13 protein-coding genes are annotated in these 16,249 nt (G+C 54.0%); 7 read left to right on the plus strand and 6 right to left on the minus strand.

The features are described from left to right. The 3 genes from VLX68_04475 (at position 1) to VLX68_04485 (ending at position 2,300) form a co-directional block, all read left to right on the plus strand. Positions 1–681: a phosphatase PAP2 family protein gene (locus tag VLX68_04475; GenBank protein ID HUI91486.1), complete on the plus strand. Its 681-nt coding sequence runs from the start codon at positions 1–3 to the stop codon at positions 679–681. Then, positions 668–1,387, plus strand: coding sequence for a glycosyltransferase family 2 protein (locus VLX68_04480; GenBank protein HUI91487.1), 720 nt, complete (start codon positions 668–670; stop codon positions 1,385–1,387). Before VLX68_04475 ends, VLX68_04480 begins: the two co-directional genes overlap by 14 nt. A gap of 250 nt (positions 1,388–1,637) precedes the next feature. Then, complete coding sequence (locus tag VLX68_04485; GenBank protein ID HUI91488.1) at positions 1,638–2,300, plus strand: nitroreductase family protein; 663 nt, start codon at positions 1,638–1,640, stop codon at positions 2,298–2,300. A gap of 56 nt (positions 2,301–2,356) precedes the next feature. Here VLX68_04485 and VLX68_04490 read toward each other — a convergent pair whose 3' ends face one another. From VLX68_04490 to VLX68_04500, 3 genes are all read right to left on the minus strand, one after another. Continuing rightward, entirely contained in the window at positions 2,357–2,626 is a 270-nt protein-coding gene (locus VLX68_04490; protein ID HUI91489.1) for a hypothetical protein, read from the minus strand. A gap of 8 nt (positions 2,627–2,634) precedes the next feature. Continuing rightward, entirely contained in the window at positions 2,635–4,248 is a 1,614-nt protein-coding gene (locus tag VLX68_04495; protein HUI91490.1) for a glycosyltransferase family 39 protein, read from the minus strand. A gap of 349 nt (positions 4,249–4,597) precedes the next feature. Continuing rightward, positions 4,598–7,378: a transglycosylase domain-containing protein gene (locus VLX68_04500; protein ID HUI91491.1), complete on the minus strand. Its 2,781-nt coding sequence runs from the start codon at positions 7,376–7,378 to the stop codon at positions 4,598–4,600. Between the two features lie 710 nt (positions 7,379–8,088). Between VLX68_04500 and VLX68_04505 the strand changes: the two genes are divergently transcribed. The 3 genes from VLX68_04505 to VLX68_04515 all read left to right on the plus strand — a co-directional run bounded on the left by VLX68_04505 (position 8,089) and on the right by VLX68_04515 (position 11,454). Then, a complete protein-coding gene (locus VLX68_04505) occupies positions 8,089–9,690 on the plus strand; it encodes a hypothetical protein (GenBank protein HUI91492.1) in 1,602 nt (533 codons plus the stop codon). Between the two features lie 392 nt (positions 9,691–10,082). Continuing rightward, positions 10,083–11,276, plus strand: coding sequence for a hypothetical protein (locus VLX68_04510; GenBank protein ID HUI91493.1), 1,194 nt, complete (start codon positions 10,083–10,085; stop codon positions 11,274–11,276). Positions 11,277–11,328: 52 nt separating this feature from the next. Then, the gene (locus VLX68_04515; protein HUI91494.1) at positions 11,329–11,454 is read left to right on the plus strand and encodes a hypothetical protein; all 126 of its coding nucleotides are present in this window, start codon (positions 11,329–11,331) and stop codon (positions 11,452–11,454) included. 81 nt (positions 11,455–11,535) lie between these two features. Here the strand turns inward: VLX68_04515 and VLX68_04520 are convergent, their stop codons facing one another. The 3 genes from VLX68_04520 to VLX68_04530 form a co-directional block, all read right to left on the minus strand. Beyond that, on the minus strand, positions 11,536–12,567 hold the full coding sequence (locus VLX68_04520) for an adenylate/guanylate cyclase domain-containing protein (protein ID HUI91495.1): 1,032 nt from the start codon (positions 12,565–12,567) through the stop codon (positions 11,536–11,538). Between the two features lie 251 nt (positions 12,568–12,818). Further along, positions 12,819–13,127: a hypothetical protein gene (locus tag VLX68_04525; protein HUI91496.1), complete on the minus strand. Its 309-nt coding sequence runs from the start codon at positions 13,125–13,127 to the stop codon at positions 12,819–12,821. 104 nt (positions 13,128–13,231) lie between these two features. Further along, positions 13,232–15,250 carry an adenylate/guanylate cyclase domain-containing protein gene (locus tag VLX68_04530; GenBank protein ID HUI91497.1) on the minus strand — a complete coding sequence of 673 codons (2,019 nt, stop codon included), beginning with the start codon at positions 15,248–15,250 and terminating at the stop codon, positions 13,232–13,234. A 372-nt stretch (positions 15,251–15,622) separates the two neighbouring features. On the opposite strand from VLX68_04530, the gene VLX68_04535 reads away from it, so the two are divergent. Further along, on the plus strand, positions 15,623–16,243 hold the full coding sequence (locus VLX68_04535) for an IS1595 family transposase (protein ID HUI91498.1): 621 nt from the start codon (positions 15,623–15,625) through the stop codon (positions 16,241–16,243). Positions 16,244–16,249 lie beyond the last annotated feature (6 nt).

The raw sequence follows: 16,249 nt of genomic DNA on the forward strand, positions 1-16,249 counted from the left end.
ATGACGGCTTTTCTCCTCACCCTCGACCACAATCTTTTCTGCATCATCAATTCCCATCATTCGGCGTTCTGGGACGGTTTCTTCCCGGCAATTTCCTGGCTCGGCAGCGGCTGGGTGGCGACCCCCATCCTTGTTGCGATTTCGCTGCTCAAGGTCCCGCGTAAAAAATTCCTGGCCTTTTTCATTTTCGCCGCCGCTGGTTTCATTTTGTCAAGCACGATCAACACCCAAATAAAAAACGCCGCGCAGCGGCCGCGGCCCATCGGGTATTTCGTGACCCACCGCGTAACGTGCCCCGGCTCACACAACGGACTCTACACCGTCCATGTGGTGGGAGAGCCGCTGGCCACCCGGTCGTTTCCGTCGGGCCACGCCAATACCGCGTTCTGCGCCGCGGCTGTGCTCGCTTTTTTCTTCGGCGGATGGTTCTGGCTCGCCTTTGTTCCCGCGTTCCTGGTGGCCTATGCGCGCGTGTATGCGGGCGTGCATTTCCCGCTCGACACGGCGTTCGGCGGACTGCTCGGCATCACCATGATCACGCTTGCATATTTCGCATACAATAAAACAGGGACGGCCGTTCAGGAAAAACTGGAGCCCCTGCTGACAAGATTGTTTTTCCCTAATCGCAAGAGACCCGCCGGCAGGTTCGTTGCCGGACGGGAGGACCATGATCCTCAATAAGAAAGTGGTGGTGGTGCTTCCCGCCTTCAACGCGGAAAAGACCCTGCAGAGCACCTACGACGAAATCCCGAAGGACGTCGTTGACGACGTCATCCTCGTTGATGACGCGAGCAGGGACCACACCATCGAGCTCGCCGAACGCATCGGCATCAGGCACGTGATCAGGCACGAAAAAAACCGAGGCTACGGCGGCAACCAGAAGACCTGCTATACAAAAGCCCTTGAGCTCGGCGCCGACATCGTCATCATGCTCCACCCCGACTACCAGTACACGCCAAAACTCATCACGGCCATGGCGAGCATCATTGCAAACGGCCTCTACCCCGTGGTGCTCGGCTCGCGCATCCTGGGCGGCGGCGCGCGCCGCGGCGGCATGCCCCTTTACAAATACATCTCGAACCGTCTGCTCACGCTCGTCCAGAACGTGCTCATGGGACAGAAGCTTTCTGAATACCACACCGGGTACCGCGCGTTTTCGCGCGAGGTGCTGGAGCGCATCAATTTCATGGCGAACTCCGACGATTTCGTGTTTGACAACCAGATGCTGGCGCAGATTTGTTTTGCGGGGTTCAAGATCGCGGAGGTGACCTGTCCGACCAAGTACTTCAAGGAAGCGTCGTCGATAGGGTTTGCGAGGAGCGTGAAATACGGGCTGGGGGTGCTGGGGGTGGCGATCGGGTACAGGATGAGGAAGTGGGGATTGTAAATGAATATTGACAGATGCAACCCATGCCGTTCGGTGGAAAGCTGAGCGTCTTTTAAACAAGGGTTGACAGAAATTCAGCGGCGCTCTCCAAAAGGACTCCGCTATTGTGTTTGAAGGTGCCTTCCATTTATAGGACGGTTTCACGCCTAAAGGTGATTTACCGCTTTTGTTGCGCTTATATGACGGTGGAATTATTTTTTTTATCCATTTCATAAACAAGCTTAACAATCTCTGCAAAGGAGCAATCGGTATGACCAGCGTCAAATCAACAATAGCTATTTCATCAATGTTGGTGATCGTCCTTTCATTCTTATCCGCCGCCCAGGACCTTTCCGACATTTCCCTGCCCGCGCCCAATGTGACCGGCGGGAAGCCCCTCATGCAGGCGCTCAAGTTGCGGCAGTCGCAGCGCTCCTTTGGCGCGAAAAAATTGCCGGTGCAGACGGTGTCCGACCTTTTGTGGGCCGCGTTCGGCATCAACCGGCCCGATTCCGGAAAGCGCACCGCGCCCTCCACGAGAAACTGGCAGGAAGTTGACATTTACGCAATAATGGAGGACGGCGCCTACCTGTACGATGCCAAGGCCAACAAGCTGAAGGTGATCGCAAAAGGTGATTTGCGCAAACTCACCGGCTCCCAGAAGTTCGTGGTATCCGCGCCGCTCAACCTGGTGTTCACGGCCGACACCGCGAAAATGAAGGGCGGCGCTGCCGATGAAAGGCAGCTGTACATGGGCGCGGACGTGGCCTTCATCAGCCAGAACGTTTATCTGTTCTGCGCGTCGGAGGGGCTGGGCACGGTGGTGCGAGGGTCGGTTGACCGCGCCGGCCTGACAAAAGCGCTCAATCTGCCGGCGGAGAAAAGGATCATTTTCGCGCAGACGGTGGGATATCCGGAGGCCGAGAGTCATTAAGATTGTGGACCATTCTGCCGTCAAAATGTTTCATTCTTCCGGCAAATGATTTTTTCTTAGATTATTTTCGATGCGGGCTTTTTGTCATAATGTTTCTCTGCCGATAGGCATTCCAATATCAATTTCCCTGTGAAGATTACTTTTTTTACCTGCCTTAGAAGGCCGTAAAGTGAATATTTCTTTAATGACAATGGTTTGATTTCGAAGTCGCACCCATTAAATATCACATCAACCTTTGCATTTTCTGAAAGATGATATTTCAAGGCAAAGGACTTTGGAATCACCAGTGCAAAATCATGTCCCCATTTTTGAATCCTAGTTTTCATGGCATATCTTATGGCGCAAACATTGCCGGCACCTTCTCCCTCATAAAATACACAAACCCGTACTCCGCCTTGATCTCCTTTAATTGCGGCATCTTCCGGTACTGCGGCGCCTTGTCTATCCTGCACACGAGATATGCCGGTTTGTCAATGGCGCCGTTTAACAGCCATTCAACGTCGCTGCCGTTGGGATTTCCGCCGGCCAGTTTTTTGGTATAAAACAGGTCGGCATAGCTCTTGAACAGCGACTTGGCGTACACGTCTTTTCCCTGCAGGCTTTTGTAAAACCGCACCGGCCCGGCGCCCGCGTAGTTCTCAACTTTGGGGACAAACAGAATCATGGCCGCTTGCAGGCACAGGGCGGATGCCAGGATAAGCACTGCAAAGCCCGCACCAAATTTTTTTCGGGTCACAAGGATAACGGCGGCAACAACCGCGGCGGCGTATCCTAGCCCCACGGCCGTTTCCCCATACGACCAATGGCCGGGATAGGTAAGGCATTCCTGCGCGAACCGGTCGGTCACATGCGGGATAAGCCATTTGGTGTGCATCATGACAACAGGGAAAGCCGCGATCACGACCGCGACCGTCAGGCCGAAAACCGCGAGGGAAACCGTGAGCCAGCGGTTCCAGGTGAATTTTCCAGTCAGCACCGCGTGCAGATGGTATGCGGCGAGAAAGGTGACGGGAAAGTAACACAGCGACGAATAGAGAACGGTTTTTGTCTTTACGATTGAGAAAATGATCAGTACCACCCAGAACAGTACGAGCATCCACCGGGTGAATCTTTTTTGCGCATCGGGATCGGCCCTTGACGGACGGAAAGCCCTGACCGCCAGAAACGACGCGGGAAAGCACCCGAACAGAAGCACCACGAAATGGAACCAGAACGGCCGGCCGTGGCCTGCGTCGCCGGTTGTCAAGAGTCTCATTTGATATTTGACGAATTCGGTGACGAATCCCGGCCCGTGCGTGAGTGTCTCCGCGCCGTACCAGGCCAGCGACACTGCGGCGCAGGCCGCTGCGCAGGCGATCACGCCTTTCCATGACAGATACGGCCGGAACCGCAGCATGATCCAATAAACAACCATGCACAATGACGCAACGAGAATCGCAACAGGCCCTTTGGTGAGCGTTGCGAGTCCGAGAAACGCGCCCGCGAGCGCGAGCGGGCCGACGAGGCTTTTGCTTTTCTCCGTTTTCTCGCTTGTAAAAATGAAGTAGATGCCTAGGAAAATGAAAAGGTTGAAGACCGGATCGATGATGCCCGACTTGAAAAACAAATGCGGCAAAAAAGATCCGAGAAACGCGCCCGCCCAGAGCAGGCCGAAGGTCCTGTCAAAAATCTTTTTTCCTATCCGGTAAACTGCCAGCAGTGTGAGAATCCCTGCCAGGGCATTAACAAACCGCGCCGCGAACTCCCCCACGCCGAACAGCGACATGGAAAGCGCCTGGAGCCAGAAAAACAGGGGCGGCTTTTCGAAAAACGGACGGAAATCGATCTGCACCTGCAAAAAGTTTCCGGTCACGAGCATCTCGCGCGCAGCCTCGGCGAAATTTAATTCGTCCCAGTCGAAGAGATAGGCGTTGCCGAGGAAGGGAATAAAAAAGAAAATACCCGTCATGATGATAAGCAGGTGAAAAAGATATTCTTTTTTTGAATTCCCCAAAGATGCCTCACAATTTAATAAATACTGCAATGAGGATAAAATAATAATAGCATTAATAAATCTTTTCGGCCGCAACCATCTGCCCGATCGGAGTCAAGGCGGACGTTTTACATATCGGAAGTCCGCCGACGCGTTAGGGGCGACTGAAGTGGTGAGCAAGAGCGAATTGTCGGCCGACCCCGCCGCAGGCGATTCGGGCGGTCCGGCAATGAGGCCGAATGGCCGAGCCCGGAAGGAGAACCGACCCCTTGTGAAGGGACTCAAGTCCCTTCACAAGGGGGAACGCCCAATTCTAATATATTTTTTAGTCCTGCTTCCCCGTCGTCACCGGTCCGCCCGAATCCACCTTTACTGGCGCCACAGCCTTCACTGTTGTCGTGTCCGGTTTCTTCTTAAAAATTGATAAAAACTGTTCGAACGGGTTCTTCGGCTTTTCCTTTTCAGCAACTTTTACTGCTCCGCACTCTGTCGAGTCCTTGGGCGTCGTGCGCCTGAGGTACGCCTCGTAGCGCGTGAAATACCCCTTGGGGTTCTGCACGCCCGCGCGCAGCATCAGGCCCTTTGTGAGGAATTTATGGAGCGTCTTTCCGTCGCGCACGCCCGTGTATTTCTCATTGCACTCGCCGATGCACGACACGGTGACGTCGCGCACGTCGGGATCGTTCTTCCCGGCCGCAAGTCTGGAAAGATCGAGCCGCAGCACCGCGTTCCACAGCCCGTAGTTTGTTTTCCTGCCGCTCTTCGCGGCCGCGTCGAACGGCTTGATCACGTCGTCGGTGGTGCCGCTCTTCGCGATGTACGACACCGGTCCCTCGAGGGGGAGCACGGCGCGGTCGAATGTGTCCTTCTTGTCAAGTCCCGCGGTGTCGCCGGGCGCCAGGTCGAACGCGTCGAGCCCGTCATTGGTCACGAGCCGCTTGTGCAGCCCCAGGTAGGTGGGCCGCAGGTTGTTGGGGTCGGCGAACGGATGATACCGCTTGATCGTGTCCCGCATGACCATGGTGTCGCCGTTGAGCACGATGTTGTCGAGGATGAGCGACGGGTGGTCTGCCGGCCGCTCGATGAGGTCGTTGTTGTACAGCACGTTGAACAGGTGCATCTGCTCGTAGAGCGTGAGCTCGAGCGTGCCGAGCGCCACCGAATACAGGCTGTCGGAAATCGGGACGCGCTTCTGGCCCGAAACGGCCGAGTCGACGCCGGCGCCCACGATGCGCGCGAGCTCCTTGTACACGCGCACGCCGGTCACGGCCGTGAGGTGCAGCTCGTCCCGGATGCGGTCGAACGCGCCGATGCGGTAGAAGTACTGGACAAGCGGGAACGCCTCCTTGCTGATGCCGCCGTCGAGCGAAAACAGGGTTCGGTTGAGCCGGTACACGGTCTCCACGCCGAGGATGTTGTTCGACGCGTTGAGCTGGTCGAACACGTACTGGCACCCCTCGAACACGTCTCCGTGGTTGTGCACCTCGTAGCCGCGGTTCTTCACCGCGCTGTGCGTGAAGGTGACGCCCGTGATTTTTCCCTCGCTGTTGACGCGGAACCTGCGCTGCCACGGCACGTTCTCGGCCACCTCGAGGCTGTCGTTCCATTTCGCGTACGGCGAAAACGTCCCGAGGTCGAAATTCAGCGCGTTGAAGATCGGCTTTGCCGTTGACGATCCGTTGGGCGTCCTGTTGCGCAGCAGTCCCGACAGCCGCGAGCCGATCTTGTCCTTCGAACAATACGCGAGCAGCCTGCCCTCTTTGGAATCCATGATGCTGTAGGCGTAGTATTGCCCGGTGACAAGAATGGGCTTGCCTCCCATCATCACTACGGTGTCGGGACCGTAGCCGCGGGCTTTGACCAGCCGCTCAAGCTCCTGCTGCAGCGGCAGGTCGAGCGTGAGCCGGATGAAGAGGTTGCCCTTCTTGCGGATCAGCGAGTTGGGATCCACGATGTTCATCTGCTCGAGCTGCTCCGCCGATGCGCCGTTTCGCGTGAGCACCGAGAGCCAGTATTCGTTCGCGCAGTCGACGAGCGCGCCGAAATCGGTCTGCACCTGCCGCGGTTTTTTAAACGTGAGCGCCTGCACCTCGGCAAGCACTTTTTTCTGCCTGGCCGCGTCCCAGCCCATGGCCTTGCCGATGCGCGGCATGTCAAGCGCGCACTGGCGGGCGATCTTGGGTTTCACGTTGCGGCCCCACTTCACCATGCGCGCAAGATATACGCACTGCGCGTCGGAAAGGTCCTTGAGGTCCTTTTCGAACAGCGCCCGCGCGATGTCCCTGCACCCGATGAGGCCGTTGTCGCTCGCGATGCAGTGGTTCACGTACACCTCGAGGATCTCTTCCGGTTTGTAAACCTGCCGCAGGGCGTTGGCGAGCCGCATCTCCCGCAGCTTTCGGTCCATGGTCTTGCCGGCCACGCGGTGGCCCGCCTCGTCGACGCTGGAGATGAAGAGCTTGGCCACCTGCTGGGTGATGGTGGAGGTCCCGCGCGGCGCGCGCGGCCTCAGCGAGATAAGGCTATGGAGAATGCCGCCCGCGGCCGCGCGCACGATGCTCGCGTATTCCACGCCCTCCTTGTTCTTCCAGAACCCGGCGTCCTCTGCCGCGACCAGCGCGTTCACGAAGGTGCGGGGAAACTCGATTATCTTCGCGCGCGTATGGTTGGTGCGTATGCGCGCGATGTCGCGGTCCCTGCGGTCCGCGATGCGGATCTCGTTGGCGTAGTTCTGCACCGCGTTGAGCCGCGCGATGACCGACAGCGACGGGTAGTCGTTGACAAACACGCCGTCCACCACGAGCGCGGCGTTCTTCTTCGCCGCGGTGTCGGCGCCGAGCAGCTTGCCCGCGGCCTGCTCCATGGCCTCGTCCTTGAGAACGTCCTGCCAGGCGGCCCCGAGCTTGCGCGAAAGCAGGCCGCGCTGCTCCAGGTTGACGAGCTTTCTGCCCCACTCGTTGAAATAGCGGTTGAAAAAGTATTCGCCGATGCGGTAGGCGGGACAGGCGGCCGCAACAACGAGGATGGTGAGGCCGATAAGAAAATAGAGCAGACTTTTTAACAGGGACCTTTTCTTGCGGGGCGGATTTTTTTTGTTCTTTGCCATGCGGGATGGGATTGAGAAATGAAATGATTTTGTTGTTAAGGTTAAAAATAGGTTTTGAATATTGCTTGATAATAATAAAATTCCACATGCGGGGGAAGGCTCCCCCTGGGGTGCAGCTTCCGTCGCCGCGCGGTTGTCGAGTAGCAGGCACTTTAGTAGCGCGTGTCGAAACAGCGCGGCTCCGGTGATCTGCACCCACACCCCCTCTTTGGCGCCGGGACTTCATTGGCCGGCGGTCATTCGAGTGGCTGTCGGTCCGATAGTGGTAATAGAGAGTTTACACGGTGGAAGGAAGACGTATTGTATAGGCATCCGTCAACCTTGCCCTTTTTCAACAACCGCCCTCCAACAATATTTTAGTTGACTGCCTGATCTCTGGCTGCTGACTGCTGAAAACTGCATTTTGGGCGCACCCGCGGGCGACGGTTGTTTAAAAAAAATCATTTGCAATTCACGACCGGCGCCACTGAAATTGTTGACTAACGCGAACTCCACCGCGTTAGGCAGGACTGGAGGCCGTCGCCGGAGCGCGGTGCTGCCCGGACGCCCCGTGAAGCGGCTCGTGCCGGGCAGCCCGACCCGAAGGGGTGGACCGGAAAGACGGCCGACCCCGCCGCGCAGGGTAACGCCCACCTTTTTATACTAGAATATCAAACAGCATTTTCCATCCCAAAAATATATTTTCAATGATGACCGATCCGAGGCATTATATGAACAAACTAGTCCAAATCATTCTCCCCCTCACGGCGCTTGTATTAGTGTCATGCGTCAAGCAGGTCACCAAACAGACGATGACTCTCACCCAGGGTCACGACATCGTGAAGGTGGAAAAGGGCGACACCACGGCGTATGTCGTTTCGTTTCAGGATTCACTCGAACGGAAACGGTTTTCGAATTCCCTGGAAAAATTGCTCAAGGACTACCCGTTCAAACGCGACACGCTTGTGCAGAACAGGTTTTTCAAACTGCAACTATCTTCGTACAACCCCTGCCCGAGCGAGGCCAAAGTCGCCCCTGCCGAGACGCTCAAGGCGATTCCCGCGCCGGTAAAAGAGGAAAAAATCGAACCGCGGATCGGCGGCAGCGTCACCATGTACCTGCAGCGCGGATTTGTTGACCAGAACATGTCCGCTCTCATTTCCTGCTATCCATTTAACAATGATGCCTGTCCCATCACTCGCGGCAAGGAGACAGCGGGATATTTCCAGGTGAAAAGCGTTTCGGACCGGGAGATCACCCTTGTCCTCGGCGACAAGGCGGCAAACAGCGCCGGCAAGGCGCTCACCTCGTTCGATTGCGTCAATGCATGGTCCGCGTTCGTGAAGAGGCACCCCGCAGAAGGCACCGCGCTTTTCCGTAATGTAAAGGGACTGTCCGGGTTCATTCATGGCCAGGAGGCCATCATCGCCGGGTTCCAGGTGGTTGACCAAAAAACCATTTCGCTTCATTTTGACCCGGCCGACCCGCTCGCGCTCGCACGGATGTGCACGCCGCGCGCACTGCCCGCGTCATTCAAGATGGGCCCATACGCGGTGAAGAGCGACAATGCGGGCACCGTGATCCTTGCACCCAACAGCCGTTTTCCCGGGACCAAGGGGTATCTTTCGACCTGCGTCCTCAAGCTCGGCAAGGACGCCAATCCCATCCTTTCGTATTCGGTAGGCAACTACGACATCATGTCGCTTTTTTCCCTCAAGGACCTCGACTTTGCCCGGCGCAAGGCGCTTGAGCAGTCGAACCTGATCGTGTCCGCCGAAGACCGCTACTTTGTTTCGTGCAACCTCGAGCCGAAGGAATTGCGACAGGCCGTGCGCAAGGCCATTGACGGTCGCGACATGTTCGTGAATTTCGTCAAGGCAGAGGGCGGCGTGATCACGGCGATCGAAAGCGACAGCGCCGCCCCGGCCGCGGTGCCGGCCGTACCGCAACCACCGAAGCAAAGCGCTCCTTGTTCCGTGCTGTACCGTTCGGACGATCCGGTTTCCGACATCGTTGCCGAAAAAATCGTTGCAGACCTGACGCGCGGCGGCATCCAATGCGCGCTGAAGGCAGCGACGCAGGAGGAATACGAGGCCGCGCTCGCAAGCAAAGACTACGGCATTTGCGTGGGCTGGGTTCCCAAAAGCGCCATGTTCGACCAAAGCGAGCGGCTGAGGCTCTCGAGCATTTGGTTCAACGACGTTATCGACGAGCAGGCCCGCATCGCGGACTGCCGGGAGATCCCGCTTTTCTGGGCGAGAGAATATTTTTTGTGCAAGAAGAAGATCGCGTTCGCGGGGGATGCGGTGGAAGGGATATTTATTAAAGAATAGCCATCCAATTAATTTTTTGATTTTACTTGATATGAAAAGAAGGTAAGCTTTCAGCAGTCAGCGGTCTCCGGCCGGACGTTCTTCCAATTTCCAATTCTCTTATTGGTCTGCTGAGTAAGCCGTTCGTGGTGGGCTCGTTTGCACATAGCTTGTGGAAGTGAACCATGAAGGGCGAAAAAATAACGCGGCGGCGTCATTCCTTATTGTCAAGATGCCTGCGTGGCGCCATCGAGCAGCTCAATTATTCCAACAACCTTTTTCCGTTTTCTCCTTCTAATAATAGAGGGTAACATTTTTTCAATCGATTGAAAAACAAAATGATAAAACACTCAAATTGCCAAATCTTAAAGTATGAGGTATATTTTCCTGCTCTATTAATGGACAGAATCATCATGAAAAATTCATCCGCCACACACGTCTTATCTATTGCCGGACGATCCGCCGCGACGGTTCTTTTCCTGTCAACATTAATTTTTAGTCAGCCAACTTCATCCACACAGAAATCACTCCGCCTCACCTTTTTCGGCTCGGCAACCTGCGGCGAGTGCGCGGAAATCAAGACAACGCTGCTCAAGCCGCTCGAGAAGCAGTATGCCGGCAAGCTGACCGTCACCTACCGCGACATCGAGGTGGAAAAAGACCTGAACATCCTCACGGCCATGGAAAAAGGGTACCATGTGGCCAAGACCGCGCCGCAGGAGCTTTTCTTCCCCGACACCGCGCTTGTCGGATACGACGACATCATGAAGGACGGACGGCGGATCATCGAGGCATATCTTGCCAAACCGGAAAAATGGGGCTACGCCCACGCCTACGGCGACAGCACCATCGACACGCTGAGCGCGGCCGCCATGATCAAGGACCGGATGAAGACCTGGTCGTTTGTCGGCCTGTTCGCCATCGGCTTTGTTGACGGCGTGAACCCCTGTGCCATCGCGTCAATGATATTCCTCATTTCGTTCCTGGGCACGCAGAACCGCAAGCGCAACGACGTGCTCAAGATCGGACTTGCGTTCGCCGGAGTCACCTTTCTCACCTATTTCCTGCTCGGGCTCGGCGCGTTCCGTATCCTGTCGCTCATGGACAAGTTCTACTGGTTCTCGCTCGCCATCCGCGTCGTCGCGGTCGGCGTCGCCCTGTGGGTGGCGCTGCTTTCCATATGGGACGCGTGGCATTACTGGCGCACCCAGGACACGAGCGAGATGAAGGTGCAGCTCCCCAAGAGCGTGAAGATGCTGATCCACACCGTGATCCGCGGCAACCTGTCCACCAACAAGATCGTGGTCGGCGCCATCATTACCGGCTTTCTCGTAACCCTGCTCGAAGGCGCGTGCACCGCGAAGATCTACCTGCCCACGATCATGGCAATGACCCACACCTTCGGGTTCAGGCTCGCGGGATGGATCCTGCTCGTGATTTACAATTTCCTGTTCGTGCTTCCCCTGCTCATCGTTCTCACCGCGACCGCCTACGGCCTCAAGTGGAAAAGGCTCTCCTCGTTCCAGCAGCGGCACATGGTGATCACCAAGATGCTGCTGGCGCTGGTGATGTTTGGGCTGGCCGCGTTTATAACGGTGGGAAGATAATTAACAAATAGAAAAAGAGAAGAGTTGGGCGTTACCCCCATGGAGGGGCTCATTGCCCCACCATGGGGTCGGTCTCCCTCCGGGCTCGGCCTTCGGCCTCGTTGCCGGACCGCCCGAAGTCGCCTTCGGCGAAGGGTCGGCCGGCAATTCGCTTTTGCTCACCCTTCGGTCCACCTAACGCAAAAAATAAGAAAAGGGGTAATTATATTTTGTAAGATAAGCCAGAACGATCAAAAAATATCCTACTCGACAAATAATGCTAGGTTATCTTAAATTCATCATAAATATCAGGCCAATCTGATTTTAATTTTTCTTTCCCTTTTTGACTTAGGAATAATGGCAAATATCCATAGGTAGAACTGGAAAAGCAACCTGGGTATTTATTTATTTTCATTTCGACGAAATTTGAAAATTCTGATATTAAATAAAATTGTAAATTGCTGTAATATTGTATCACCTCATCCAGGTTTTTTTTACCTTCACCATAAATTTTAGGTTCAAACGGATCCAGATCTGTAGCCTCTCGTTTTTCTAATGAATCTTGCGACAGAAACCACAATAAAACCGTTGCCGCATACATATTTACGTCTTTTTGAAACATTCGCAAAATGAAATCTTTCTCTTTAATTGCATGAGCGAAATAATATGCTGCAATTAACGATAACTTAGGCTCTACTTTTTCTTCAGGAATGAATTCGATAGGTATAGCGCAGTTAAGTCCCAAGCAAGAGGTATCAACATATTGATAAATTGAAAATTGAATGCCATGTTTACCAATTGCATCAAATTTCTTAAATCTATTCCTATATTTTTCGCTTGGCTGAAGTTCCTCGTGCACAGTATGGCTCACTAAGATTTGGCATCCATCAGCCTTATCCACAATTCGCGATGCCAAGTTTATCCCGGCTCCCGCAATATTGTCCCTACCATTAACATCTGTGACGAAAATGTCAGTATTTTGATGAATTCCAATACGAACCTTAAATTGTCTCATTTCGTTCTTCTCGGACAAATTGTATTCCTCTAACAATGCTAGAATTTGCAAAGCAACTTGTATATGAGAATCATATTGCAAATTCGGCGCAAACAACGCTATGCACATACCATCACCGGTGGGAATCAGATTTGTCCCAACATGGTCCTGATTTGTATCTATCGATTCTTTCACAATTGAATTTAATTGTGTGACAATTGCCGATTGAGCTTCTGCACTTCTAGTACTAAAACTTACCACATCAAGAAAAACATACTTAAAATATTGTCGTACCACATTGTCAATAGGAGTATCCATAATTTATTTCCTTGTTTTATTTACTAAATTTTATTACAGTTACTCTTCAATTCTTATTTACGACCTTTCTTTTTCTGCCGTTCAAAGTAAAATGTTCCTGCTTCATAATCTAACACGCTACCAACTTTTAATCCACCACGTTTCTTTTTTTCGTTGTATTCTAATAATGATCCAGCATTTCTAATCAATAAAGTTTCAATCTCGCGCTCCTTTGTTTTTTGGCGAACGACATAAAATGAAAAATATTGAAGCTAAATTGGATGCGCCTTAAACCTGGCTGCAAGGCGACTAAATATTGCACCTCGGCCAATATATCTAGGTATACCCATAGAATCATGGGCTATATAAATTCCCTCTGTTCCAAGTTTGTTTTCCTGAAGTATATGTTTTATCCAATTAACTGTATTCCAGGGAATTTTTTCACCGAATGCTTTAAAAATCGTCTGGTCTTTTTTTCCCGGCCTGCCTTGTTTGGCTATTAATTCACCACAGCTAATAGTCCAGCTTCCAAAGGTCTTATGATCTCTTGATTTTTTTCTTGAAGTTCGCTTTTTTGACATATAGCGAATCCTTTGTCAATTATATTATTTATATCTTAACCAATTGATCTCTTGTCAATACTTATACCATCTAATCTTTTCAACTTTACAAGCCCTCTATTTTTTCAATGCCTTCCCATCTCCCCCCAGCTCTTCCCCGACTCCACGAGCGACCCGGGCCCGAAAAACGCCACTGCTTCCGCTCCGTCAATATTCCCCAGCACTACGCTTTTGCAATGCGGCATGTCCTGCTGCGGGTCTTCCGCGCTTGCCACCTCGGCGGCAAGGGCCATTCCCTTTTTCATCTCAGGCAGATCGAATTCACACGCAAGCTTATCCCCTTTCGCAGTCTGTGCGTTTGACGGCAGGCACAAAAGAAGTTCTTTGCGCTCCTTGCTGTAACTGGTAAGCAGGCCGTCCACTTTGCCACCCTTATCCGGCCGTGCAATCCTTACCGGTATGGTGAGAAGCATGTCGCCGCCGCTTTGGATGCCGCGTATCGAATACACCTTGATGGGTGTTGATTTCCCTTTGACAAGCGCCGGCGGAAGCTCGACCGCGGTGCAGTAGTGTGAGGCAGGCTCCCAGGTCTGCTGGGCCGCGAAAACCTGCCAGCGCGACGCGAGGGACTCGATACGGTTGGCCAGGTTCACGTTGTCGCCGATGATGGTGTATTCCATGCGGTCCTCGCCGCCGATGTTGCCGCCCGCGAACTCGCCGGTGTTGCACCCGATGCCCACGTGGATCGGCTGCTGGTTCGCTGACGCGAGCTCGCACCCGAACTTCCACACCGCGGCCTGCATCTCGATGCTGGCGCGCAGCGCGTTCTCCTGCGCGTTGTCGTCAGAAAACATCACGTTCCAGAACGCCATGATCATGTCGCCGCCGAACTTGTGCAGGGTGCCGCGGTGTTTGGTGATGATGTCGGTGGTGATGCGGAAATACCGGTTGAGCAGTTCCACAACGTCAAGCGCCGACATGTTCTCGGCCAGGGCCGTGAACCCCACGATGTCGCAGAACAGCACCGTGCCGCGCTTGCGCTCGCCGCCGAGGGTGAGCGGCACCGTGCCGTCGATCACGCCTTCCACCACGTCGGGCGACAGATAGCGCGACAGCTGCGTGCGCACCTGCGTTTCCTTTTCCACCGCGGTGTACAGCTCGGCGTTCTTGATGGCCACGGCGGCCTGGCCTGCGATGCTCGTGAGCATGGCAAGGTCGTCGCTCGTGAAGGCGCGCAGGCTCGACATGGTGTCGAGGCTGATCACGCCCAGAAGCTCATCTTTGCAAACAAACGGCGCGCACATGAGGGAACGGATTGACAGATTGACAATGGACAGCCCCGCGGCGAACCTGCCGTCCTTCTGCGCGTCCGACGACAATATCGATTGTTTTTTCTCCACGACGGCGTTGATGATGGTGCGGCTCACTGGAAACTCGCCCTGCGGCGCGGACGCGTCGCGCGAGCGGCCGAGCGCCGGCGCGAGCTCGCCCGTCGCCTTGTCGCGCAGCATGATGAAGGCGCGGTCGGCGTGCGGGAACATGTCGAAGATGCTGCTCATGATCTTGTCGAGCAGCGCGCCCGGTTTCTCCAGCGCGCCGAGGTCCTGCGACACCTTGACCATTGCTTGCAGCCGCCGGACCGCGTCGAGCAGGTCTTTCTGCGAGGCCTTTGCGCTTTCGCGCATGACAAGCGACCCGAGCGACGCGTCCATGGTCGCGCTCACCGACAGTGCCTCGGTCTCGGGCGTGACGATCATGGACAGGCCCGCGAAGCCCGGCCGCCTCTGGCCGCCCAGGGCGACGGTCGCGGTGCCGGACAGGCTTTTCTTCTTGACGGCGAGCGGGTCGTGTCCCTCGGAGCGGAACAGCATGCGCGCCGGGCCGATGACCACCTCGTCGCCCTCGTACAGCGGCTGGGGCACGTGGCGGTGCAGGCCGCGTTTGTTAACGATCGTGCCGTTTGCAGAGCCGAGGTCCACGATGACGAAATAATTCTCCTTCCTGCGGACCACGGCGTGCTGCCTGCTCACGTTCGAGTCCGGGATGCACAGGCCGTTTTCAGCGGTCCTGCCGATGGAGGTCTCGGCGGAAAGCCGCACCGTTTTTCCCCTGCCCTCGCCCTCGACGATTTCGAGATAGGCCATAACGATTTGTATCTTTGATTGATTTTATTATTTCAAAATGATGGCTATGCTTATGATGATTGACCAATTATTATAACATTTGTGAATGGAAGTTGTCATGAGAGGAATATAAAGCATATTATTATTTAATAGAGAAGGGTAATTATAAAAGGTTTGGTACAATAACTATCTTGTACTATGACCTTAATAACCTTCGAATCTATAGGGAAAAGCGAGCGTAGAGCTCGAAAATATTTCAAGAAAATTTGCTGGAAAAACGGCCATGTTTTTTGCAGCGATTGTCGTAGCTATAAAATATATCGAATTAGTGATGGCAGATACCGCTGCAAACGATGTGGTAATCGCTTTCATGACTTTACGAATAGATGATGGTTGTGGGTCATTAAGCTCTTTGAACTGGAAGTATCGGCTCGTAAGATTGCACAGCAGACCGGATTGAGCTACCCGACAGCCCACAAAGCTTGCCAAGTCATACGGATGGCCCTGGCGGCTTCTGACAACGATTTCTGGCTTTCTGGAGAAGTCGAGATCGATGAATCGTACTTCGGCGGAAGACGTAAAGGAAGACGTGGTCGAGGAGCTGCAGGCAAGATACCTGTCTTCGGTATCCTCGAGCGACACGGTAGAGTGACAGTATCGGTGGTGAGCAATGTTACCGCCGACAGTCTGCTGAACGAGACTGTGAAAATGGTCCGCAGAGGCTCCGTCGTTTACACCGATAAATTCAGAGGTTATGATGCCTTGATGTTCTGTGGCTATCGTCATTTGAGAGTAGATCATGGGAAACGGTTCGCAACAGGGAAAGTGTATATTAATGGCCTTGAAGGCTTTTGGAGCTTTGCAAAACAACGGCTGGCAAAGTTCCATGGTGTCTCCAAGCAACACTTCCCCCTTTATTTAAAAGAAATGGAATTTAGATATAACAACAGAAAGAATAATCTGTTTCAAATAATCACTCAAAAGCTGAGCTTTTTGGTGCCAAATCGTTTATAATCACCT

Source organism: Chitinivibrionales bacterium (genome assembly GCA_035516255.1).
In the GTDB taxonomy this organism is placed as follows: domain Bacteria; phylum Fibrobacterota; class Chitinivibrionia; order Chitinivibrionales; family FEN-1185; genus FEN-1185.